Raw genomic sequence first — 19,172 nt, forward strand, 5'->3', positions numbered from 1 at the left:
AAAAGACGGGTGGGCTCGCGAACAAAGCCAGCCTGGGTACGGACAGCGCACGGCTCCCGGAACGGACACAAAGTCCATGAGGAGAGCGAGCACTGCCCAATCCCAGACTGGCGAAGCGCAGTAACCGTTATTACTTGGTCTGGGACTCGAAGCGACGCAGCAACACATCACCGCGTTGTACGGCAGCGTCCAGCGCCTGCTGTGGCGTTTTCTTGCCGGTCCACACGCCTTCCAGTTCTTCATCCACCACGCTGCGGATCTGCGGCATATTGCCCAGGCGCAGGCCCTTGGTGAACGGCAACGGCGGCTTGTTCAGCATCTGACGCGTCGCAACGTCGGCACCCGGGTTCTTGTCATAGAAGCCCTGTTGCTTGGTCAGATCGTACGCGGCGGTGGTAATGGGCAGGTAACCGGTTTTCTGATGCCATTCGGCGGCAATTTCCGGCTGCGCCAGATATTGCAGGAACTCGGCTACGCCCTTGTAGGTGGCGGTATCTTTGCCGTTCATCACCCACAGGCTGGCACCGCCGATGATGGCATTCTGCGGCGCATTCTTGGCGTCGGCGTCGTAAGGCATCATACCCACGCCGTAGTTGAATTTGGCATAGTGTTTGATGTCCGCCAGCGAACCGGAAGAGGCGGTAGTGATGGCGCAGTCACCGCTGTAGAACTTCTCGGTCGATTCGTCCTTACGACCGAAATAGGTGAAATCCCCCTTCTTGTTCATGTCCGCCAGCAGTTGGATATGCTTGACCTGCAACGCTTTGTTGAACTCCAGCTTGGCATTCGCACCGCCGAAACCGTTGTTTTCGGTAGCGAACGGCACACCGTGCCAGGCGCTGAAGTTCTCGAGTTGGATCCAGCCCTGCCAGCCGCTGGCGTAGCCGCACTTCATGCCGGCCTCACGCAGTTTGGCGGTGTTCGCCGCCAGCTCTTGCCAGGTTTTTGGCGGCTGATCCGGGTTCAGGCCGGCTTTTTTGAAGGCATCTTTGTTGTAATACAGCACCGGGGTGGAGCTGTTGAACGGCTGGGACAGCAGATGGCCGCTCTTGTTGTCGGTGTAGTAACCGGCCACCGTCGGCACGAACACCGATTCGTCAAAGTTGATGCCGGCGTCTTTAAACACCTGATACACCGGTTTGATCGCTTTGCTCGCCATCATGGTGGCGGTGCCCACTTCGTAAACTTGCAAAATCGCCGGCGCCTTGCCGGAGCGGTAAGCCGCAATGCCCGCCGCCAGGCTCTGTTCGTAGTTGCCTTTATAAACCGGAACGATTTTGACGTCGCTGTGCGACTGGTTAAAGCGGTCCGCCAGGGAGTCCACTTCTTTCCCCAGTTCACCTTCCATCGAATGCCAGAACGGGATCTCGGTCGCCGCCAGTGCCTGAGTGCTGACCGCCAGGGTCAACGCGACGCACAGCGTAGTTTTGCGAATAGCGTAGGTGAGCATGCCTAACTCCTGAAAAAGCTGGTGTAATAAGCGCGTGAGCGAAAAGAATCAGTTTTTTGTTCGGAAGCTAACATGCCATGCTCGGATGACAGAAAAATAACCGTCAGATGACAGCCATGTGACTAAAAGGTGAAGTGCAGGTTGCGGTTTGATGTCGGCGACGAGGAAATTTCCCCCGCCGCCGCGGGGATTACAGGGAACGACGCAGGCGGGCGACCGCTTCTTGCATCTGTTGCTCAGTGGCGGTGGCGAACGACAGGCGGAAGGTTGAACGATCCGGGTTATCGGAGAAGAAATATTCCCCCGGCACGAACACCACGCCCTGTTGCAGGGTCGTTTTCAGCCATTCGGTGGCGTTGAACGGTTGGCGGAAACGCGCCCACAGGAACATCCCCCCCTTCGGCATATCAAAGGTGATGTGATCACCCAGCTCTTTCTCCACCAGCGCAGCCAGGATCTCGCCCTTTTGCTTGTAAGCGGCGCGGATCTTTTCGATCTGCCCCGGCAGACGATCCAGGCCCAGGTAACATTCGACGATGCTCTGCGACAGCGCGCTGGCGTGCAGATCCGCCGCCTGCTTGATGATCGCCACTTTATGCAGCAGGAACTCAGGCAGAATAGCCCAGCCCAGGCGCAAGCCCGGCGCCAGGATCTTGGAGAAGGTCGAGGTGTAGATAATGTTATCGGTATGGCCCAGCACCCGCTGCGAAACCTGATGCAACGTGGCATTGCGCTCTTCGGTAAAGCGCAGTTCGCCGTACGGATCATCTTCGATAATCAGGAAGTTGTGCTCTGCCGCCAGTTTCACCAGCAGTTCGCGGCGCGGTGCGCTCAGCGTGAGGCCGCTGGGGTTGCCAAAGTTCGGCACTACGTACACGCCCTTGATGCGCTGGGTTTTCAGCAGCTCGGCAAGCTCTTCAACCACCATGCCGTCGCTGTCGGATGACACCGACATGATGTTGGCTTCCGCCAGTTCCAGCGTCTGCAGCGCCGCCAGATAGGTCGGACGCTCCACCACAAACACGTCGCCTGGATTGACGATAGCGCGCATCACCAGATCCAGCGCCTGCTGGGAACCGGCGGTCACCATCACTTCGTCTGCCGTGGCTATAACGCCGCGCTCGGCGCACAGCTCGCAAATGCGTTCGCGCAGCAACGGGCTGCCTTCGGTCAGGCCATACTGGAAGGCGCTTTTCGGCTGTTCGGTGATCGCCTGATGGGTGGCAATGCTCAGCCCTTCGAAATCAAACAGGGCATCAGAGGGGATGCCGCCCGCCAGCGAAATGACGTTTTCCATCTTACTGTGCTTGAGCAATTCACGGATTGCCGAGCTTTTTACGTTGACGATGCGCTGCGCGAGTAACCCTTCTGTCTTCATTTCTTATTCTCGTAATCGTTATAAATTTTGTAGGGGCAAGGTACGCGGCGACCAAGTGACTCGGGCCCCCCTATTCGCCCCCACAGGGAAGTGAGTGCAGCCAACAACGCTGTAGCCTGAAAGACGACGGGTATTTAGCCGCCCAGATACGCCGACCTTACTGCTTCGTTTGCTAACAATGCGGCTCCCGTATCTTCCAACACCACGCGCCCGTTTTCCAGTACATAACCGCGATCCGCCAATTTCAGCGCCTGATTGGCGTTTTGCTCCACCAGGAAGATGGTCATGCCCTCTTCACGCAGCTGCTGAATAATGTCGAAAATCTGCTGGATGATGATCGGCGCCAACCCGAGGGACGGCTCGTCGAGCAACAACAGCTTCGGCTGGCTCATCAGCGCGCGGCCGATCGCCAGCATCTGCTGTTCACCGCCGGACATGGTGCCGGAGCGCTGGTTGCGGCGTTCCAGCAGGCGCGGGAACAGGCCGAACACCCGCTCTATACGCTGCTGGTACTGATGACGATCGGCAAAAAAGCCGCCCATCGCCAGATTCTCTTCCACCGTCATGCGCGAGAACACCCGACGCCCTTCCGGCACTATCGCCACCGCCTCACGCATAATGCGCGAGGTCTGCCACTGGGTAATGTCTTGATCGAGGAAGGTAACGCTGCCTTCGGTGGCGCGCGGCTCACCGCACAGCGTGCCGAGCAGCGTGGTTTTACCGGCACCGTTGGCGCCGATCAGGGTGACTATCTCGCCCTGCTTGATGTTCAGGCTAACCTGATGCAGCGCCTGGATTTTGCCGTAATGGGCGGAAACCTGATTAAATGACAACATAATTATTCGCCCAGATAGGCCCGGATAACGTCCGGGTTGTTACGAATTTCTGCCGGGGTGCCCTGCGCCAACGGCGTGCCCTGATTCACCACGTAGATACGATCGGAAATGCCCATCACCAGCTTCATGTCGTGCTCGATCAGCAACACCGACACTTTATGCTGGTTGCGCAGCTCGACGATCAAGTGGTCCAGCTCGTCGGTTTCCTTCGGGTTCAGGCCGGCCGCGGGTTCGTCCAGCATCAGCAGCTCGGGGCGGGTCACCATGCAGCGCGCAATCTCAAGCCGCCGCTGCTGGCCGTAGGCCAGATTGCCCGCCGAACGGTTAGCCATCTCAAGCAGCCCAACGCGTTGCAGCCACACGGAGGCTCGTTCCAGCGCATCGGCTTCGGCGCGGCGGAAGGCCGGGGTTTTCAGCAGCCCGGCGAATACGCCGCTTTTCAGGTGCTGATGCTGGGCGACCAGCAGGTTCTCAATCACCGTCATTTCGCGGAACAGCCGCACATGCTGGAAAGTGCGCACCACGCCCATGCGGGCAATCGTCTGACCAGGCAACCCTTCCAGATGGCGATCGCGCAGTTTGATGGTGCCGCCAGTGGGGCGGTAGAAGCCGGTCAGGCAATTAAATACCGTGGTTTTTCCCGCGCCGTTCGGGCCGATCAGCGAAACAATTTCGCCTTCGTTCAGCTCCAGCGCCACATTATTCACCGCCAGCAAGCCGCCGAAACGCATCGACAGCCCTTCAACTTTCAACAGAGGTTGCGAGCTCATGCCTGTTCCTCCTTGCCGGCCGTTTTCAACTTCAGTTGCGGGCGCTTCATCGGCAGCAACCCTTGCGGCCGCCAAATCATCATCAACACCATCAACGCACCGAGCAGCAGCATGCTGTATTCGTTCAGATCACGCATCATCTCGCGCGACACCACCAGCAGGATAGCCGCCAGGATCACCGCGAACTGCGACCCCATGCCGCCCAACACCACAATCGCCAGCACGAAGGCCGACTCGACGAAGGTGAAGGACTCCGGGCTCACGAAGCCCTGGCGTGCGGCGAACAGCGTGCCGGCAAAACCGGCGAAGGCGGCGCTGATGGTAAAAGCGGTCAGTTTGATTTTGGTCGGGCTCAGGCCCAGCGAGCGACAAGCGATTTCATCTTCACGCAGCGCTTCCCAGGCACGGCCCAATGGCATGCGCAGCAGGCGATTGATCACAAACAGCGTCAGCACCACCAGCAGCAGCGCCACCAGATACAGGAACACGATGCGATCGCTCGGATCGTATTTCAGGCCAAAGAAGTTATGGAAGGTATCCCAACCGCCGTCACGCGCGCTGCGGTTGAACTCCAGCCCGAAAAAGGTCGGTTTCGGGATCTGGCTGATACCGTTCGGCCCGCCGGTGATCTCGGTGTTGTTCAACAACAAGATACGCACGATCTCGCCGAAGCCCAGCGTCACAATCGCCAGATAATCACCGCGCAAACGCAGCACCGGGAAACCGAGCAGGAAACCGAAGATGGCGGTGACGATGCCCGCCAGCGGCAGGCTTTCCCAGAAGCCGAGGCCGTAATAGTGATTCAGCAACGCGTAGGTATAGGCGCCGATGGCGTAGAAGCCGCCGTAGCCCAGTACCAGCAGGCCGGACAGCCCAACCACCACGTTCAGGCCCAGACCGAGCATCACGTAGATCAACGTCAGGGTGGCGATATCCACCGTACCGCGCGACACCAGAAATGGCCAGGCGATCGCGGCAACAATAATCGCCGCCGCCAGCAGTTTCTGGCGTGGGGTGGTGCCGTCAAAGCTCGGTAATACAAAAGAGGGGCCGGAGAGTTTTTTCAGCCCCTGCTGCATCAGCGGGCGCAACAGTTGGAAGAAGAAAACGATGACGCAGCCGATGCCGATCCACATCCAGCGCACTTCCGCCGCACCGTGGACAACCAGCTTGGTACCGTCCAGGCTCAGTTGCATCCCCATCAGGAACGACGCCATGACAAACAACACTACCGAGGCTATCAGCGCGTTAAGCAGATTGAGTTTCATACCTTCTCAACCTCCGGGCGCCCAAGAATGCCGGTTGGCATGATCAGCAACACCACGATCAGCAGCGCGAAGGACACCACGTCCTTATATTCGGTGCTCAGGTAGGCCGAGGTCAGCGCTTCTGCCACCCCCAGCACCAGGCCGCCGATCATCGCGCCGGGAATGCTGCCGATACCGCCCAGCACCGCCGCAGTAAAGGCTTTCATGCCGGCCATAAAGCCGATGTACGGGTTGATTACGCCATAAAACTGACCCAACAGCACGCCGGCCACCGCCGCCATCACGGCGCCGATCACGAAGGTCAGTGAAATCACCCGGTCGGTATTGATGCCCAGCAAGCTGGCCATCTTCAAATCTTCCGCGCAGGCGCGGCAAGCACGGCCCATGCGGGAATAACGGATAAACAGCGTCAACGCCAGCATCGCCAGGAAGGTGACGACCCAGATAATCAGCTGCATGGTACTGATGGTAGCGGCGAAGCCATTGCTTTCACCCAGCACCCACTGGCCGGTTACCAGGCTTGGCAACGCCAGATCGCGCGAGCCCTGCGTCAGGCTGACGTAGTTTTGCAGGAATATCGACATGCCGATGGCGGAAATCAGCGCTATCAGGCGCTTGGAGTTGCGCACCGGCTTGTAGGCCACCCGCTCGATGCTCCAGCCGTAGGCGCTGGCGATCACGATCGACACCAAAAACGCGGCGCCAATCAGCAGCCAGCCGACATCGATGCCAAGCATCATCAGGGCGGCGATAACAATAAAGGAGACATAGCTGCCGATCATATACACCTCGCCGTGGGCGAAGTTGATCATGCCGATAATGCCGTAGACCATGGTGTAACCGATGGCGATCAATGCATAGGTGCTGCCCAACGTGACGCCGTTGAACATCTGCTGCAGAAAATAGAGAACCTGCTCTGACATACTCGAACCCTTGGCTGCATGTTTATCGCAACCTGGAATGAAAACCATTAAAGATGCTTATACCCAATGAATTTCACGCTGCAACCAACAACGAGACAACGTGAAAGACAAGGGTATACCCTAAATAATTGGAGTTGCATCAAGGCGGCAAGGCCGTAAATCCCCAGGAGCTTAGTAAACTAAGTGACTGGGGTGCACGGGCGCAGCCAACACAGAGGCAGCTTCAAGTATGACGGGTATATTATTTAATCGGTGTTGATGTGCCGTCCGCATGCCACTCAAACACGCCGAACTCGAAACCTTTCAGATCGCCCTTCTCGTCCCAGCTCAGCGGCCCCATCACGGTGTCCACCGGCTTGCCGGTTTTCAGATCCTTGACGATGTCGGCCGGCTCCTGGCTGCCGCTACGCTCCATTCCGGTAGTCAAAGATTGCAGCGCTGCGTAAGTGGTCCAGACGAACGGCCCGGTCGGATCCAGCTTCTTGGCTTTCAGTGCATCCACAACAGGTTTGTTGGCAGGTACCTGGTCATAGCGTTTCGGCAAGGTCACCAGCATGCCTTCCGAGGCGGCACCGGCAATGTTGGACAGCGAGGAGTTGCCCACGCCCTCTGGCCCCATAAAGCGGGTGGTCAGGCCGGCCTGTTTCGCCTGGCGCAGGATCTGCCCCATTTCCGGGTAGTAGCCGCCGAAGTAAACGAAATCGACGTTTTCTTTCTTCAGGCGCGCCACCAGAGTGGAGAAATCTTTATCACCGGCGGTGATGCCTTCAAACATCACCACGTCGGTACCCTGTTTTTTCAGGCTGTCGCGTACCGAGCGCGCCAGGCCTTCGCCATACTGTTGCTTGTCGTGAACCACGGCAATGCGTTTCGGCTTGATCTCGCTGAGGATGTATTTCGCCGCGGTCGGGCCCTGATCGGAATCCAGCCCGGTGGTGCGCATGATCATCTTGTAACCACGGGTGGTCAGATCGGCGTTGGTGGCCGCCGGGGTAATCATGATCACGCCTTCGTCTTCATAAATATCGGAGGCCGGTTGAGTCGAGGACGAGCACAGGTGGCCGATCACATAGCGAATACCGTCGTTAATCACCTTGTTGGCAACCGCAACCGCCTGTTTTGGGTCACAGGCGTCATCGTATTCCACGCCGACCAGCTTATCGCCCTTGATGCCGCCCTTGGCATTGATATCGGCAATCGCCTGACGGGCACCGGTGAACTCCATATCGCCATACTGCGCGACCGGGCCGGACATCGCGCCCACAATCGCCACCTTGATGTCTTTCGCCATTGCCGAATGACCGATAGCCATCGCGATACAACCCGCCAATAGCGCCTTACCTTTTGTTAATTTCATTCGCAAATCCCCATCTGTCGTTGTGAACGTACCTGTTGTGTTTGCCTGCACCTGAACCCTTATTTACTGCTTTTATTCATAAGTAATAATGATTTAGGTGTTTTCGTGGCAATATTTTCTAATAAGACTTTATTTTTCATACCATTAAACAGGAATTTTCTGCTGCAAATCAACTCGAACAATCAGAAACAAGCGGTGTAAACAGGATAAAATCCGGATTAAATCTGCGCCGTTTTGCATCAGGCGCAGCGCGTTATGCTGGTTATTGATCCATTAACAATCTATTTACTCGGAAAATGCGTCCTGCAAAAAACATTTTGCGCAGTAATCGTACAGAAAAACTTACACAACGCTCTGTGCAAGATCTATTACACTGTCGGCATCGATTAGCCGTTCGGAAATTCTGCATGAAACTGACTATTGAGCGATTAACCACGTTGTCCCCGCAAGACCTTATCGACCTCGGTAAAATCTGGCCGCAACAACAGCCGCAGCAATGGCAGAGCTGGCTGGACGGCGATAAAGCCCTGTTCGCCGCGCGCTTCAACGAACGGCTGCTGGGTGCAGTGAAAATTGCGCTGGATGGCGATAACGCCCAACTGCAGGATTTGCTGGTGCGTGAAGTCACGCGCCGTCGTGGCGTCGGGCTGTATCTGGTACAGGATACGCAGCGCCAACTGCCGCAAGTCGCGCGCTGGCAGCTTTCTACCGCCGGCCTGACGCCGCGCGAACGCGGTGAAGTGGATAACTTTATGCGCGCCTGCGGTTTCACCCAGCAAGGCGATCTCTGGCAAAAATGACACGCGGGCTGATGGCGTTGCTGCTGTTGGCGCTGGCGTTAACGGCCTGGTTCGGCGGCCGTCACCAGGCGCTGCGGCTACCACAGCCTCAGGACAACCAGGTTTATATCTGGCAACGGGTCTGGACGCCGCAACACGCCACTGCGCTGGCGCAAAGCCGTGACCTGTTCTCTACCCTGCGTGTATTGGGTGCGCAAGCGCATCCGCGTGAAGGCTGGCGCGAAATCCCGGTCAATCTGCCGCAGTTGCAAAAGGATGGCCGCCCGCTATGGCTGGTGGCCCGTTTGGATGGGCAACTGGCGCAACTCGATGCACCGGCTATTCGCCAACGCCTGGTAAAACAGGTTCAGCAATGGCAGGCCGCCGGGTTGCAGGTGATCGGCGTCGAAATAGATCATGACGCCGCCACCGCTCGCCTGCCTGACTATCACCATTTCTTGCAACAGCTGCGCCGACAGCTGCCTTCCTCCTTACAACTCGGCATTACCGCATTACCGGCCTGGATCGGATCACCGGCACTGCCCGGCGTGTTGCAACAGGCAGACAGCTCGGTGTTGCAGGTGCACGCGGTACTCTCGCCGCAGCAGGGGCTGTTCGCTGCCCCGCTGGCGCTGCGCTGGGTAAAACAGTACGCAAACATCACGTCCAAACCTTTCAGGGTGGCGCTGCCGGCCTACGGAATGGGCCTGCTGGGCGTTGATGCGCAGGGCGCGCAGGTCGAGAGCGAAGCTTCACTGCGCGTGGTGGGCAATCCCCGCGAACTGACGGTAGCGCCGCAACAGGTGGCCGATTTTCTGCAACAGTTGAGGGTTCAAGCCACACCGCATCTGCGCGGCATTATCTGGTTCCGGCTGCCGCTGGCGGGCGATCGCCGCGCCTGGTCGCTCAATACGCTGCGGGCGGTGATCGAGCAACAGCCGCTCAGCGTCAGTTGGCAGGTAAAATTTAGCCCTCAGCCACAGCAAAATGGGCTGTATGATCTGATAATTCATAATAACGGGCCGGTTGATGCCCCGCTGCCTCGTGAAATCACCGTCGCCGCCACGGACTGTCTGGCGGCGGACGCGGCGGGCAACTATCGGCTGGAAAGCGGGCCTCAGCGGCAGCGCTTTGTCCTCATCAGCGGCGATCAGCTGCGCGCCGGGCAACCCCGGCCGCTGGGCTGGTTGCGCTGCCAACAATTGACGCCAGGAGGCACTCTTGTCATACCCTGATGCACACGCGGTGCGCAACCGCCACGGCCGGTATCTCCCACTCGCCGCCCTGATCGGCTCAGCGCTGGCGATGCCCATTAACGGTTTCGCCTGCGGGCCGGACTTTCCCAACCGTTTGCTGACCGATCGCAACGGTACCCTGCTGTATATGCCGGAAGGTAATTTTGCTTTTGAGGCCAGCCGCCTGGTCGCGGTAGATAACCAACTGCCGTTGTGGAAAGCGCCACCACCGGCGACACCGCCGAAACCGATGCCGCTGTCACCGGAAACGATCATTATCGGCAAAATGCGCGCCGCCAAGACCGTCGAGGAGGCCGATGCGGTCAATTCTCAGGGGTTGTCAGACGCCGCACGCCTTTATCAACTGGGTGCAGTGGCCTTTGCCGGTTCTGATCCGCGTGCCGCTGAGTATTTCCAGCAGGTCCTGGCCCTGCCCGCAGCACAACAGGGCGACTGGGGACTGCGGGCGCAGTATTCGCTCGGACGGGTTCTGATGGACGACCACGGCACGCCGGAAAATGAGTCCGATACGCCGGCTACGGCGGTTAAACGCCCTGCGAAACCGCAGTTAGAGCAGGCGCAGGCCGCTTTTCAGCAGGTGATTGACCGGGTTAAAGCCGGCGCGGCCGATCCTGATCAACTGGCGCTGAGCAGCCTCGGGCAGCAAGCGCGCATCCAACTGTGGCTGGGCAATATCGCCGCGGCAGCGCAACTGTACGCCCAGCAGGCGGCGCAGGGCGATCAAAACGGTGGGTTGTCGTTGCAGTACATCTCCAGCTATCTGGTCAATCCTGACCACTTTGCAGCGCTGAAACAGGCCATTAGCGATCCGGTGATCCAACAGTTGGTGACCGTCGAACTCTTTGCGCGCGGCAGCAATTTGCAAATATCGGATACCGATGCCACCGGCACCCGTTCGAAACAGATAGTCAGCCAAATTCTGACGCTGCTGAACGCCTCGGTGAAAAGCGGTTTCAGCGGCAGCGATCGGCTAGCGGCACTGGCTTATCGCGCCGGGCAATATCCCATGGCGGCCAGCCTGTTAAAACATGCCGGTGACAGCGGGCTGGCGTGGTGGCTGCGCGCCAAAATGGCGCTGCGCGACGGGGATGTTAAAGCCGCTACCGCCGCCTATGCCAAAGCGGCGGCAGCCTTCCCCTCCAGTGAAAGCTGGGGCGAGCAGCGCAATGCGGACTTTACGCCGGAAACCATCGTGCCCGAATGCCGGGTAGCCGGGGAGCAGGCGATCCTTGCCTTGGATCGCGGCGACTACCTGCAGGCGATGGATTTTCTGTATCGCGGCAAAGAGATTTATTGGGCAGATGTCGCCGACGTGGCCGAGCGGGTGCTGACGATCGACGAACTGAAAGGCTTCGTTGATAAACATGTGCCGGCGCCGGCAACGCCGCTGAAACCCGTTAATCCCGATGAGTACAACGGCCAGCAAATCACGCCGGATATCCAATTGCGGGAACTGCTGGCACGGCGGCTGATGCGCGCCGGGCGGGCCCAGGAGGCGATGGGTTACTTTGATATTCCGAACTACCGCCAGGTGGCGCAAGGGTATGCCGATACGCTGAAAACCGCGAAGGACAAAACCGCCGACAAACTGGTGCGGGCCAAAGCTTATTATCAGGCGGCGACGCTGCTGCGTACGCAGGGGCTGGCGTTCACCGGCTATGAGATGACGCCGGATTACGCCATTTATGACGCGGGTTATTCGTACCTGGGGGATGCCTTTGATACCCGCGAGCTGAAACACAAGAGTTGGATCGGCAGCGCCGAGGCGGCGCGGGCCAAAGCGGCGCTACCGGCACAAGACAATCGCTTCCTGCATTATCGCTGGCAGGCCGTCGACCTTGCCCAACAGGCCGCCGACTTGTTGCCGCCCAAAAGCCAGGCGTATGCTGCCGTGCTGTGCAATGCCGCCGGCTGGGTTATTAAACGCGACGCGAAAACCGGCCAGGCGCTGTATCAGCGCTATATCAACACCGGCACCCGTTATTCCTGGGCCAGCAAGTTTGGCTACGACTGCCCTGCACCGGATTTTGCCGCGGCAGGCCAGTAACGCCGAATTTCAGGCACAAAAAAACCCGTTCAGCAATGAACGGGTTTTTTAACGCTGACGCGGGATCAGGCTTCGATCGCCATTTTCAGTTTCTTCATGGCGTTCTTTTCCAACTGGCGTACGCGCTCGGCGGAAACGCCATACTGATCGGCCAGTTCCTGCAAGGTGGATTTGTTGTCATCATCCAACCAGCGGGCACGAATGATATGCTGGCTGCGCTCGTCCAGACCTTCCAGCGCGTAGGCCAGTTTGTCTGCGGCGTTGCTTTCCCAGTTATCTTCCTCGATGCCTTCGGCGAAGTCCGAGCTTTTGTCCTGCAGGTACAGAACCGGCGCCATCGACTGACCGTCGCGCGCATCGTCGTCCGGCGTAGGATCGAAGGTCATATCCTGCGCCGCCATACGCGACTCCATCTCACGCACGTCTTTGCTGGTCACGCCCAACTCGCGAGCCACCAGCTCCACCTCGTCTTGATTGAACCAGCCCAGACGCTGCTTGGTTTTACGCAGGTTAAAGAACAGCTTGCGCTGTGCTTTGGTGGTGGCAACCTTGACGATACGCCAGTTGCGCAGCACGTATTCGTGAATTTCTGCCTTGATCCAATGCACCGCAAAGGACACCAGACGCACACCCACTTCCGGATTGAAGCGGCGTACAGCTTTCATCAGGCCGATATTACCTTCCTGAATCAGGTCTGCCTGCGGCAGGCCGTAACCAGAGTAATTACGGGCGATATGAGCGACAAAGCGCAGGTGAGACAGGATCAGCTGCTTAGCGGCTTCCAGATCGCCCTGATAATGCAGCCGTTCAGCCAGCTCCCGCTCTTCCTCTGCCGTCAGCATCGGATAGGTGTTGGCGGCCCGGATATAGGCTTCCAAACTGCCCTGGGGCACTAAAGCTAAAGTTTGCATTTCTTTGGTCATTCAAACCCTCTCTTGAGAAAACAGGTCATGCAGGTGATGATTCACGGCGGGGAAAGATTGATTTTACGGCAGTTGCTGTTGCAAAAGCGGTCCACACGCCGGGCACCCTAACATTTTGCTGCAAATTTTGACCGTGTTCCGCCCTATAAGTTCACTGTTTTTCGACAGCATTGCACATGACAATACGTGACGAAGGTTGAGACCGATAGGGAATTTGTGCGCTAAGAAGAGACTGGATGGTGCTTGTTTTACTGCCGGTAACTCTTCTCCCGCAACACGCTCGGAGCAGCAGAAGAAGAGTATACCAAAAAAACTTTATTGTGGTGTAAATCGGCGTAAATGTTGCACCGTCGCCAGCCAGGCGGCAATCCAGCCGATCATCGCGGAGATAATCAGCAGCAACAGCGCCTCATCCCACCCCAGCCCATGCAGGGTAAAGGTGGTGCCGAACACTTTTGCCACGCCGGTCACCACCGACTCCAGTTTCCACACCAGCGCCCCGGAGAGCAGCAGCGACAGCAGCGCGCCGAAAAAGCCGAGCATCGCCCCGCCGTTCAGGAACGGCCGCAGGATGAAGCCGTCGGTCGCGCCGATAAGCTTCATCACATTGATGGTGTCACGGCGGCTGAAAATGCTCAGACGCACGCTGTTGCCGATCACCAGGAACACCGCCACAATCATCAGAACGCCGATCATCGCCGCCACCTGCCCAACCAGCCCGGTGAGCGCCGCCAGACGGGCAAACCAACTGTCATCCATCCGCACTTCGTCCACCCCTTGAACCGCCGCCACGCGATCGCGCAGGGTATTGAGGGTTTCCGAACTCTGGAAGCTCATCTTCGGCGTGATGATGGCCACGGCCGGCAACGGGTTCTCTTCCAGCATATCCAGCGCACCGCCAAAGCCGGACCAGTTGCGGAATTCGCCCCGGGCCTCTTCGCGCGACAGGTAATTCACCTTCTCTACGCCGGCTTCCGCCTTGATGGCGTCGAGCACTTTCACTGCGGCGTCATCATCGAGAGATTTATCCAGATACACCGTCAGCTGCGGCGTCGGATACCACTGGGTAGCCGCAGTGCTGACGTTTTTCCAGACGATATAACACAGGCTCGGCAGCGTCAGGGAGATGGCGATCACCATCACCGTCAGCAGCGTCGCCAACGGTTGACGCAGCATATCCTTGATGGCGTTCATCCAGGCATAGCGCCATTGTTCACGCCAGCCGCCGCGCAGCGCCTTGCTCTTGGCGTTTTTTGCATTATTCGCCATGATGCGCTCCTCCAGCCATACGGCCCTGGCTCAGGCTCAGAATGCGGTAATTGCGACGGGCGATAAGCCCAGTGTCGTGAGTGGCCATCAGCACGGTAACGCCAACACGGTTAAATTCTTCGAACAGGCGCAAAATGCCCTCCGACAACGCATCATCCAGGTTACCGGTGGGTTCGTCCGCCAGCAGTACCGCCGGTTTGTTCACCACCGCCCGGGCGATGCCCACGCGCTGCTGCTCACCGCCGGACAGCTGAATCGGGAAGTTTTTCGCTTTATCCAGCAGCCCGACCTTGTCCAGCGCGGCGGATACGCGGCGGCGGATGTCTTCCGTGCTGGCGCCGGCGATGATCAGCGGCATCGCCACGTTGTCGTAGACCGTGCGATCCAGCAGCAGATGGTGATCCTGGAAAATCATGCCGATCTGACGACGCAGGAACGGCACCTCACTGTTTTTCAACCGGCTGATGTCGTGGCCACCAAACCAGATATGGCCGGCGCTTGGTCGTTCGATACCACAAATCAGTTTCAGCAGGGTACTCTTCCCCGCGCCGGAATGGCCGGTCAGAAACGCCATCTCCGCCGGGCGCAGATGGAAATCTACCCCCTGCAGCGCTTGCCGTCCGCCCAGATAAGCTTTACTGACCTGTTCAAAGCGAATCATCCGTATTAATCCTCTCGGGCAAAAAGTGCCTCAATAAAATCGTCAGCCTTAAATGGCCGCAAATCTTCGATACCTTCCCCAACGCCAATATAGCGAATCGGGATTTCGAACTGATCGGCAATGGCGAAGATCACCCCGCCCTTGGCGGTACCGTCCAGTTTAGTCAGCGTGATACCGGTTAAGCCCACGGCTTCATTAAATAATTTCGCCTGGCTGACAGCATTCTGTCCGGTGCTGGCATCCAGAGTCAGCATAACCTCATGGGGGGCCTGGTCGTCCAGTTTTTTCATGACGCGGACGATCTTCTTCAGCTCTTCCATCAGGTGCGCCTTGTTCTGCAAGCGGCCGGCGGTATCTGCGAGCAGCACGTCAATGCCACGCGCCTTGGCGGCCTGCACCGCGTCGTAGATCACCGAAGCAGAGTCTGCACCGGTATGCTGCGCCACCACCGGAATACGGTTGCGCTCGCCCCACACCTGCAGTTGCTCCACCGCCGCCGCACGGAAGGTATCCCCCGCCGCCAGCATCACCGATTTGCCTTCCGCCTGGAACTGACGAGCCAGCTTGCCGATGGTGGTGGTTTTACCCACGCCGTTCACCCCAACCATCAGAATGACATAGGGGTTTTTACCGCCAACATCCAGAGGTTGTTCAACTTTAGTCAGAATTTCAGACATTTCCTCCTTCAGCTTGCCGTACAACGCCTCGGCGTCTTTCAACTGCTTACGGCTGGCGTGCTGGGTCAGAGAGGTAATGATTTTACTGGTGGTTTCCACGCCGACGTCGGCAATCAGCAGCTGTTCTTCCAGCTCTTCAAACAGATCGTCGTCGATTTTCTTGCCACGGAACAGGCCGATAAAACCGGAACCCAGGTTCTGCTTGGTTTTCACCAGGCTGCGCTTCAGGCGGGCGAAGAAGCCTTCTTTGGTCGGGCGTTCCTGCTCTTGAGTTACCGCCGGGGCCGGCAGGTCCGCTTCCGCCGATTCAGGCTCTTGCTCTTCTATTATTTCAACCGCGGCCGGGGCGATGATAACCGGCTCCAGCGCAACGCTGGCCGGCAGAGGCTCTGGCTCTGGCTCACCCGCAGTTTCAACCACTTCCGGCTCAGGCTCAACGATCGGCTCAGGCTCGACAGCAGGCGCAGATGCGATGGGTTCAGGTTCAACGGCTGGCTCAGGGACCATGATCGCAACCGGCTCGGCGATCGCTTCAATAACCGGCTGCTGCTGCGCCGCCACCTGCTCGGTGAGGGTGACAACCTCTTCCGCCAACGCTTGCGCCGGGGTGGAATGCTCAGCGACGACAGGTACGCTTTCGGCGATATGCTCGCCGGTCAGGCTGCCGTCCCATTCCCCTGGGGTATCGACGGAGGCGGCAGGTTCAGATTCCTGGGCGGGGAGCTTGTCGTCCAGCGGGGCGGCAACCGGTTCAGCCGGTGTCTCCACGGCCTGATTTTCCGTCTGCTCTACCGACGGTTCAGGTTGCTGTTGCTCTTCTTCCTTCTGGCCGAAGCCCAGCCAGGAGAAAAACCCACGTTTCTTATCTTTTGCCATGTGATGACTCTACTCCGTACCTAAGGCTTGCTTATGCTGACAATAATCCGCCGAGTCTATCACTTTCCCTCGCGCAGCAACACGCATCCGGTATGCTTTCCACTGTGAAATCAGGCAACAAAGTTTTACCGTTCCCCCCGGCGCCTCTCACCGGTAGAATAGGTGCAACTTTTCGTTAACTCGTGCGGCCTCACGGCCAGAGAAAGAAACAAAGCAAACCTATGACAAGACTAACGCCACGGGCGTCGGCCAAAAAACCGCCCCAGGCCGCAGCCGGGCAGATCCGCATTATCGGCGGCCAATGGCGCGGGCGTAAACTGCCGGTGCCGAACAGCCCAGGGCTTCGCCCGACCACCGATCGCGTCCGCGAAACCCTGTTCAACTGGCTGGCGCCAGTCATTCAGGGCGCACGCTGCCTGGACTGTTTTGCCGGTAGCGGCGCATTGGGGCTGGAGGCGCTGTCACGCTATGCCGGCAGCGCCACGCTGCTGGAGTTTGAACGCCCGGTAGCGCAGCAACTGGAGAAAAACCTGGCACTGCTGCAGGGTAAAGGCACGGTGGTCAACACCAACACGCTGAGCTGGTTGGCAGGCAACGGCCAGCCGTTTGACGTGGTGTTTCTCGATCCGCCGTTCCGCAAAGGGCTGCTGGCAGAAACCGTCACCCTGCTGGAACAGCAAGGTTGGCTGGCCGATGAGGCCTGGATTTACGTAGAGGCCGAAGCGGAAAGCGCTGCGGCTGACGTGCCGGCCAACTGGCAATTACACCGGGAAAAAGTCGCCGGTCAGGTGGCTTACCGGCTTTATGTTCGTTCGCAAGAGAAAACCAACAATGCTGATTAATCTGGGCCGCCTGCTGATGCTGTGCGTATGGGGCTTTCTGCTCTCCAATCTGTTCCACCCTTTTCCCAAGCCGCTGAAATATTTCATCGACGTGGCGCTGTTCTTTATGGTGGTGATGCACGGGCTGCAACTGGTGTTGCTGAAGTCTACCCAGCCGAAAGATCAGCCGATAAGCTACTGGCAGGAAGCCAAGATCTTCGTCTTTGGCGTCTTCGAGCTGCTGGCATGGCAGAAAAAACAGCCGCCGATCAAAAGGAAATAGGTTATTGGGCGGTAAAGGAGACGAAGCGCGTGCCCTGCATGCTCAACGTGCCCTGCGCGCCCTTTTCGATCGGGTTGTACTGCCACTGTTTCAGCCGTAGCCGAATGTCCTCGCCGCCGCGCAACGGGCTGAACACCACCTCATAATGCATCGGCTCATTGACCCTCTGTTCGCGCTGGCGCGAACGGGTGGTCGCCACGGGATATTCGCGCTTGTCGCTAACCTTGACCTGCAAGCTGCTCACCGGCGCGCGGTCATTTTCCGCCTCAGCCCGGCGCTGGTTGAAGTAACGGTGCGTCGCCAGCACGGCGATCAACGCAATCACGGCGACAAAAAACAGCGGCGGCTTACTCATCTTTCTTCCCATTCCCTTCGCGGCTAAATCAGCGTAAACATAGCATTCTCAAGAAAGCATTGTCGATTGCAGGTGCGCTGCCTACACTGCACATAGGAAGTGACACTGGTGACAATTTGGAGCCGGACTCTGCGGTTCCCATAATGAATAAGGAAGACACAATGAGTTGGCCGTTCCTTGCCGTATTCTTTTCCGGTTGGTTGTTCGTAGACGCCTCCTATCGCGGGCCACGCTGGCAGCGTTGGGTGTTTAAACCGCTTACTCTGCTGCTACTGCTATTACTGGCCTGGCAAGCGCCGGTGCTGGGCGCCGCAGGGTATCTGATCGTCCTCGGCCTGGTGGCGACGTTGATCGCCGACGCCCTGCTGCTGCTGCCGCGTGAGCGCGTGCTGTACGCCATCGGTGCATTTTTCCTTTCGCACCTGCTTTATACCCTGAGCTTCGCCAGCCAGATGAGCTTCAGCCTGTTTTGGCCGCTGCCGCTGGCGCTGCTGATTATCGGCGCGTTGCTGCTAGCGACTATCTGGACCCGGCTGGAAGAAATGCGCTGGCCAATTGCCACCTACGTGGCGATGACATTGCTGATGGTGTGGCTGGCGGGTGAACATTACTTTATGCGCAGCACCGATTTCAGTTTCTCGCTGTTGGCGGGCACCTCATTGCTGCTGCTGGCCAACGTGGTATGGCTGATTAACCGCTACCGTTTTAGTTTCCGGGCGGCGGATGCGCTGGTGGCGTTCTGCTACTTCTCTGGCCATTTCCTGATCGTACGCTCGTTGTACCTGTAAATATCCAGAGCGGGTTCGGGCGACCGAACCCGTTTCATTACGCCAGCGCTTTCAGAGTCAGGCCGTCATCCGCCCCAAGTTGATTGCGGTAACTCTCGCCGTCGCGCGAAAAGAACGCCAGCGTACTGCCATCGGCCTGCAACAGAGCGATGCCATCCGGCGCCGGGCGCCAGCCGACCACCTCCGCCGTAAACACCTTTTTCAGACAGTGCTGACTGTCCACCAACTGATAACCATTGATTTCGCTTTGTTCGCTAGCCAAAAATTCAATCTGGCACTGTCGTTCGGCATCGGCGATCAGCCATTGCCCCGCCAGCGACTTCGCGGAGGGAAGAACCAAACTGCCGGCCATAACGGCTCCCGTCACCATCATGCCCCCCGCCACCACGGCGGCGCGCGCTAAACTGCCTTTCATGTTAACTCCTGCATAACGCCCGGCCAGACTGCGCCGGGCG

Annotated in this window: 19 protein-coding genes; 6 read left to right on the plus strand and 13 right to left on the minus strand. The window is 58.3% G+C overall.

Annotated elements, in window-relative coordinates; translation table 11 throughout:
* Positions 1-130 precede the first annotated feature (130 nt).
* From ugpB to ACUTSW_RS18910, 7 genes are all read right to left on the minus strand, one after another.
* On the minus strand, positions 131-1,450 hold the full coding sequence (gene ugpB, locus ACUTSW_RS18880) for a sn-glycerol-3-phosphate ABC transporter substrate-binding protein UgpB (RefSeq protein ID WP_445585079.1): 1,320 nt from the start codon (positions 1,448-1,450) through the stop codon (positions 131-133).
* Positions 1,451-1,640: 190 nt separating this feature from the next.
* The gene (locus ACUTSW_RS18885) at positions 1,641-2,828 is read right to left on the minus strand and encodes an aminotransferase-like domain-containing protein (protein ID WP_445585080.1); all 1,188 of its coding nucleotides are present in this window, start codon (positions 2,826-2,828) and stop codon (positions 1,641-1,643) included.
* A 134-nt stretch (positions 2,829-2,962) separates the two neighbouring features.
* Positions 2,963-3,664: a high-affinity branched-chain amino acid ABC transporter ATP-binding protein LivF gene (gene livF, locus ACUTSW_RS18890; protein ID WP_004950991.1), complete on the minus strand. Its 702-nt coding sequence runs from the start codon at positions 3,662-3,664 to the stop codon at positions 2,963-2,965.
* 2 nt (positions 3,665-3,666) lie between these two features.
* A complete protein-coding gene (gene livG, locus ACUTSW_RS18895) occupies positions 3,667-4,434 on the minus strand; it encodes a high-affinity branched-chain amino acid ABC transporter ATP-binding protein LivG (protein WP_004950989.1) in 768 nt (255 codons plus the stop codon).
* On the minus strand, positions 4,431-5,702 hold the full coding sequence (locus ACUTSW_RS18900) for a high-affinity branched-chain amino acid ABC transporter permease LivM (protein ID WP_004950987.1): 1,272 nt from the start codon (positions 5,700-5,702) through the stop codon (positions 4,431-4,433). The genes livG and ACUTSW_RS18900 overlap by 4 nt, the downstream gene beginning before the upstream one ends.
* Positions 5,699-6,625, minus strand: coding sequence for a high-affinity branched-chain amino acid ABC transporter permease LivH (gene livH, locus ACUTSW_RS18905; RefSeq protein ID WP_004950984.1), 927 nt, complete (start codon positions 6,623-6,625; stop codon positions 5,699-5,701). The genes ACUTSW_RS18900 and livH overlap by 4 nt, the downstream gene beginning before the upstream one ends.
* Positions 6,626-6,866: 241 nt before the next feature.
* Entirely contained in the window at positions 6,867-7,982 is a 1,116-nt protein-coding gene (locus ACUTSW_RS18910) for a branched-chain amino acid ABC transporter substrate-binding protein (RefSeq protein WP_013811084.1), read from the minus strand.
* 407 nt (positions 7,983-8,389) lie between these two features.
* Here ACUTSW_RS18910 and panM point away from each other — a divergent pair, with 407 nt between their 5' ends.
* The 3 genes from panM to ACUTSW_RS18925 are packed head-to-tail and all read left to right on the plus strand — an operon-like array spanning position 8,390 to position 12,064.
* Entirely contained in the window at positions 8,390-8,782 is a 393-nt protein-coding gene (gene panM / locus ACUTSW_RS18915; RefSeq protein ID WP_445585081.1) for an aspartate 1-decarboxylase autocleavage activator PanM, read from the plus strand.
* The gene (locus ACUTSW_RS18920; protein WP_445585082.1) at positions 8,779-9,996 is read left to right on the plus strand and encodes a DUF3142 domain-containing protein; all 1,218 of its coding nucleotides are present in this window, start codon (positions 8,779-8,781) and stop codon (positions 9,994-9,996) included. The genes panM and ACUTSW_RS18920 overlap by 4 nt, the downstream gene beginning before the upstream one ends.
* Positions 9,983-12,064 (plus strand): hypothetical protein, encoded by a 2,082-nt coding sequence (locus ACUTSW_RS18925; protein WP_445585083.1) that lies wholly within the window; start codon positions 9,983-9,985, stop codon positions 12,062-12,064. The genes ACUTSW_RS18920 and ACUTSW_RS18925 overlap by 14 nt, the downstream gene beginning before the upstream one ends.
* Before the next feature lie 65 nt (positions 12,065-12,129).
* On the opposite strand, the gene rpoH is transcribed toward ACUTSW_RS18925, so the two are convergent.
* From rpoH to ftsY, 4 genes are all read right to left on the minus strand, one after another.
* Positions 12,130-12,987, minus strand: a complete 858-nt coding sequence (gene rpoH / locus ACUTSW_RS18930) for an RNA polymerase sigma factor RpoH (protein WP_004950979.1) — start codon at positions 12,985-12,987, stop codon at positions 12,130-12,132.
* A gap of 315 nt (positions 12,988-13,302) precedes the next feature.
* Complete coding sequence (gene ftsX, locus ACUTSW_RS18935; RefSeq protein ID WP_445585084.1) at positions 13,303-14,256, minus strand: permease-like cell division protein FtsX; 954 nt, start codon at positions 14,254-14,256, stop codon at positions 13,303-13,305.
* Positions 14,246-14,917 carry a cell division ATP-binding protein FtsE gene (gene ftsE / locus ACUTSW_RS18940; protein ID WP_004950974.1) on the minus strand — a complete coding sequence of 224 codons (672 nt, stop codon included), beginning with the start codon at positions 14,915-14,917 and terminating at the stop codon, positions 14,246-14,248. The genes ftsX and ftsE overlap by 11 nt, the downstream gene beginning before the upstream one ends.
* A 5-nt stretch (positions 14,918-14,922) precedes the next feature.
* On the minus strand, positions 14,923-16,470 hold the full coding sequence (gene ftsY / locus ACUTSW_RS18945; protein ID WP_445585085.1) for a signal recognition particle-docking protein FtsY: 1,548 nt from the start codon (positions 16,468-16,470) through the stop codon (positions 14,923-14,925).
* Positions 16,471-16,691: 221 nt separating this feature from the next.
* Here ftsY and rsmD point away from each other — a divergent pair, with 221 nt between their 5' ends.
* Together rsmD and ACUTSW_RS18955 are read left to right on the plus strand one after the other, a co-directional pair.
* Positions 16,692-17,312 (plus strand): 16S rRNA (guanine(966)-N(2))-methyltransferase, encoded by a 621-nt coding sequence (gene rsmD / locus ACUTSW_RS18950; RefSeq protein ID WP_062791193.1) that lies wholly within the window; start codon positions 16,692-16,694, stop codon positions 17,310-17,312.
* Positions 17,302-17,574, plus strand: a complete 273-nt coding sequence (locus tag ACUTSW_RS18955; RefSeq protein ID WP_006323063.1) for a DUF1145 family protein — start codon at positions 17,302-17,304, stop codon at positions 17,572-17,574. The genes rsmD and ACUTSW_RS18955 overlap by 11 nt, the downstream gene beginning before the upstream one ends.
* A 1-nt stretch (position 17,575) precedes the next feature.
* On the opposite strand, the gene ACUTSW_RS18960 is transcribed toward ACUTSW_RS18955, so the two are convergent.
* Positions 17,576-17,929, minus strand: coding sequence for a DUF2500 domain-containing protein (locus ACUTSW_RS18960; protein WP_445585086.1), 354 nt, complete (start codon positions 17,927-17,929; stop codon positions 17,576-17,578).
* A gap of 161 nt (positions 17,930-18,090) precedes the next feature.
* Here ACUTSW_RS18960 and ACUTSW_RS18965 point away from each other — a divergent pair, with 161 nt between their 5' ends.
* A complete protein-coding gene (locus ACUTSW_RS18965; RefSeq protein ID WP_004950964.1) occupies positions 18,091-18,717 on the plus strand; it encodes a lysoplasmalogenase in 627 nt (208 codons plus the stop codon).
* Between the two features lie 37 nt (positions 18,718-18,754).
* Here ACUTSW_RS18965 and ACUTSW_RS18970 read toward each other — a convergent pair whose 3' ends face one another.
* Positions 18,755-19,132, minus strand: coding sequence for an AprI/Inh family metalloprotease inhibitor (locus ACUTSW_RS18970; protein ID WP_197928943.1), 378 nt, complete (start codon positions 19,130-19,132; stop codon positions 18,755-18,757).
* Between the last annotated feature and the right edge of the window lie 40 nt (positions 19,133-19,172).

The organism is Serratia sp. TSA_198.1 (genome assembly GCF_052686505.1).

What these genes read in the sequence shown, in the direction of transcription:
- ugpB (WP_445585079.1), bottom strand. Translation starts at nt 1,450, where the DNA reads ATGCTCACCTACGCTATTCGCAAAACTACGCTGTGCGTCGCGTTGACC.
- ACUTSW_RS18885 (WP_445585080.1), bottom strand. Translation starts at nt 2,828, where the DNA reads ATGAAGACAGAAGGGTTACTCGCGCAGCGCATCGTCAACGTAAAAAGC.
- livF (WP_004950991.1), bottom strand. Translation starts at nt 3,664, where the DNA reads ATGTTGTCATTTAATCAGGTTTCCGCCCATTACGGCAAAATCCAGGCG.
- livG (WP_004950989.1), bottom strand. Translation starts at nt 4,434, where the DNA reads ATGAGCTCGCAACCTCTGTTGAAAGTTGAAGGGCTGTCGATGCGTTTC.
- ACUTSW_RS18900 (WP_004950987.1), bottom strand. Translation starts at nt 5,702, where the DNA reads ATGAAACTCAATCTGCTTAACGCGCTGATAGCCTCGGTAGTGTTGTTT.
- livH (WP_004950984.1), bottom strand. Translation starts at nt 6,625, where the DNA reads ATGTCAGAGCAGGTTCTCTATTTTCTGCAGCAGATGTTCAACGGCGTC.
- ACUTSW_RS18910 (WP_013811084.1), bottom strand. Translation starts at nt 7,982, where the DNA reads ATGAAATTAACAAAAGGTAAGGCGCTATTGGCGGGTTGTATCGCGATG.
- panM (WP_445585081.1), top strand. Translation starts at nt 8,390, where the DNA reads ATGAAACTGACTATTGAGCGATTAACCACGTTGTCCCCGCAAGACCTT.
- ACUTSW_RS18920 (WP_445585082.1), top strand. Translation starts at nt 8,779, where the DNA reads ATGACACGCGGGCTGATGGCGTTGCTGCTGTTGGCGCTGGCGTTAACG.
- rpoH (WP_004950979.1), bottom strand. Translation starts at nt 12,987, where the DNA reads ATGACCAAAGAAATGCAAACTTTAGCTTTAGTGCCCCAGGGCAGTTTG.
- ftsX (WP_445585084.1), bottom strand. Translation starts at nt 14,256, where the DNA reads ATGGCGAATAATGCAAAAAACGCCAAGAGCAAGGCGCTGCGCGGCGGC.
- ftsE (WP_004950974.1), bottom strand. Translation starts at nt 14,917, where the DNA reads ATGATTCGCTTTGAACAGGTCAGTAAAGCTTATCTGGGCGGACGGCAA.
- ftsY (WP_445585085.1), bottom strand. Translation starts at nt 16,470, where the DNA reads ATGGCAAAAGATAAGAAACGTGGGTTTTTCTCCTGGCTGGGCTTCGGC.
- rsmD (WP_062791193.1), top strand. Translation starts at nt 16,692, where the DNA reads ATGACAAGACTAACGCCACGGGCGTCGGCCAAAAAACCGCCCCAGGCC.
- ACUTSW_RS18955 (WP_006323063.1), top strand. Translation starts at nt 17,302, where the DNA reads ATGCTGATTAATCTGGGCCGCCTGCTGATGCTGTGCGTATGGGGCTTT.
- ACUTSW_RS18960 (WP_445585086.1), bottom strand. Translation starts at nt 17,929, where the DNA reads ATGAGTAAGCCGCCGCTGTTTTTTGTCGCCGTGATTGCGTTGATCGCC.
- ACUTSW_RS18965 (WP_004950964.1), top strand. Translation starts at nt 18,091, where the DNA reads ATGAGTTGGCCGTTCCTTGCCGTATTCTTTTCCGGTTGGTTGTTCGTA.
- ACUTSW_RS18970 (WP_197928943.1), bottom strand. Translation starts at nt 19,132, where the DNA reads ATGAAAGGCAGTTTAGCGCGCGCCGCCGTGGTGGCGGGGGGCATGATG.